The sequence below is a fragment of the Ruegeria sp. HKCCD9138 genome, from assembly GCF_057220975.1.
Map to the genome: position 1 here is coordinate 1 of NZ_JBWVAZ010000027.1, position 2,192 is coordinate 2,192.

At 53.0% G+C, this 2,192-nt stretch carries 3 protein-coding genes; 1 reads left to right on the top strand and 2 read right to left on the bottom strand.

Annotated elements, in window-relative coordinates:
- Positions 1-201 precede the first annotated feature (201 nt).
- The gene (locus AC2TEL_RS21595) at positions 202-771 is read left to right on the top strand and encodes a flavodoxin domain-containing protein (RefSeq protein WP_480844586.1); all 570 of its coding nucleotides are present in this window, start codon (positions 202-204) and stop codon (positions 769-771) included.
- A gap of 76 nt (positions 772-847) precedes the next feature.
- Here AC2TEL_RS21595 and AC2TEL_RS21600 read toward each other — a convergent pair whose 3' ends face one another.
- Positions 848-1,225 carry a SnoaL-like domain-containing protein gene (locus tag AC2TEL_RS21600; protein WP_480862944.1) on the bottom strand — a complete coding sequence of 126 codons (378 nt, stop codon included), beginning with the start codon at positions 1,223-1,225 and terminating at the stop codon, positions 848-850.
- Between the two features lie 198 nt (positions 1,226-1,423).
- The gene (locus tag AC2TEL_RS21605) at positions 1,424-1,858 is read right to left on the bottom strand and encodes an acyl-CoA thioesterase (RefSeq protein ID WP_480862946.1); all 435 of its coding nucleotides are present in this window, start codon (positions 1,856-1,858) and stop codon (positions 1,424-1,426) included.
- Positions 1,859-2,192 lie beyond the last annotated feature (334 nt).

Below are 2,192 nucleotides of genomic sequence, written 5' to 3' on the forward strand. Positions count from 1 at the left end.
GCGCGTGGCGGTCGAACCGGTGGCCGCTCGAGACCGGCAGAAACGGCGCCAGCCCAGCAGCAGCAGTAGGTTGCGTCGCAACGACGTTCTACAACTCTCTCCAAGTCAACTGAGAGTCGCCCTTGATCTCAATCAAGGGCGAACGCCAGCCAATTCATCATACTCTGAACGCTATTCAGGCCGATTTATGGGAGGATCGGAATGACAGTGCTTATCGCCTTCGCTACCGTTCAAGGCCAGTCAGCCAAAATCGCGCGTTTTATCAGCAATATCGCGAAGGAAGCCGGATGCAATATGAGGCTGATCAATACCGACGAATTGTCCGGTCCAGCGCCCTTGGAAGATGTCGACCGCATTATTCTTGTAGCTCCTGTTCACGAGCGTCGGCACCCTGAAGCCTTCGAAGCGTTTATCACGTCCAACAAGGACGAGTTGTTGAAACGAAGATCTCTCGTGCTTTCGGTTGGTCTGAAAGCAGCGTTTGCCTCAGGTCGCGAAGAAGCCCAAGACTATCTCAACGAAATGCTGATGCGAACAGAATTTGAACCCGACGCGACCGCGCTGGTCGCGGGCGCGGTGAGACCCGAAAACTATGGGTACTTTGAAAGGGAAATCGTGCGGCACGTCGTCTTGCTGGGTCGGAAAATCGATCCACGAGATGGGGCACAGGAATTTACTGATTGGGACGAACTAACGTCAATCGTGACAGGGTTCCTTGACGGAAACGGTCAGGCAAACCAGCATCAACCTCCGGTTAGCACTTTAGAATAACTGACGACCCCGGCATTCACCAACAAGCGTTGCAGGCTTTGGTGCCAGACCAAATAGCAGTTGCCGGACGCTTTTCTTACTTCGGCAGCATGAAGAACTCTTCCAGAACAATCTTGCCATCTGCCACCGAATACAGGGCTATCTCGCGCAGGGTCATCCGCTCACCCGTAGCCTTCTGAGTGACCTCAGCCCTGAACCGCACTCCAAAGCGGTTGGGCGGGTGGACGTACGGGCCATCTATGTCGAGTTCTTGTATTTCATACGCTGCCGACCAATCCTCTCTTTTGCCCTTGATGGCTTCTCGGCCCTTTGTTACGCGAAATTGTCGAACCGGAGGCACCACGGCCTCAATCGACTGCGCGTTTTCGGCATACATTTCATCAACACTCACGAGCCCCCTGCGATCGCGCAGTGCCTGAACGAAGCTTCTTCCGATTTCAACCAAGTCTTCCATGTTCCTCTACTCGCTTTCACAACAATTGTTACACTTCTAACTTTCGCCATTTTTCAGAATTGGCTGTTTAATCCGATGGTTCGGAGAGATCTCTTCGATCGGTCAGAAACTTCGCAACAAAACCGTGTCTATGCTCCTGCGCCCCTTGCCATACATGGGATGTGTCGTAAGTGCTAAAAGCCAATCATCAGGTTTTGCTCATTTGTCTTCAACCTCTCTTGGTCGACCGTCTGCATCCAGCGCAACGAACACAAAATCGGCGTCTGTCACCTTCATGGATGTTTCCTTAAAGCGGGCGCGCGCCCAAACATCGACATGAATGCGCATAGATGTGCGACCGATGCTCAATAGCGTCGCATATAGTGTGACTTCGTCACCGACCTTTACCGGTCGCAAAAACTGCATTGCCTCGACGGCAACCGTGGCGCCTCGTCCCTGAGACACTCTGCCCGCCATATTTCCAGCTGCGAGGTCCATTTGTGACATCAACCAGCCCCCAAAAATGTCCCCGGAAGGGTTTGTGTCCGCCGGCATCGCGATGGTGCGGATGACCAGTACACCTTCTTCCTGCTGGCGCCCGTGTTTTCCACGCTTTTGGGCTCGATCCAAAGCACTTTCAATCTCATCTGGCATATTTGGTGTCGCTCCAATTATTTATGTTACGCCTCAATCACTAAGAAACTTGCCTCACACGCAATGCCCCACGCCTTTGCGGAGCGTCTCGGGTTAGAAAGAAGCCTCTCGTATGACCAACGTATGAACTTCAGTCCAACAAGGCGACTTTAGGTCGTGTCGAAAACAGTGTTCGACAACCACAGTCTGCATCAAACTGAATACTGTTATCCCGCAAATACAATTGCCTGTTGAACACCAGACGTCGTTCAAATTCATCCCCCCCTACACTGCTGCGGCCCAGAAGCGGTATCTGCCCTGTCCGGTGATTTCGCGGGCCAGGCCGCGTTGGGTG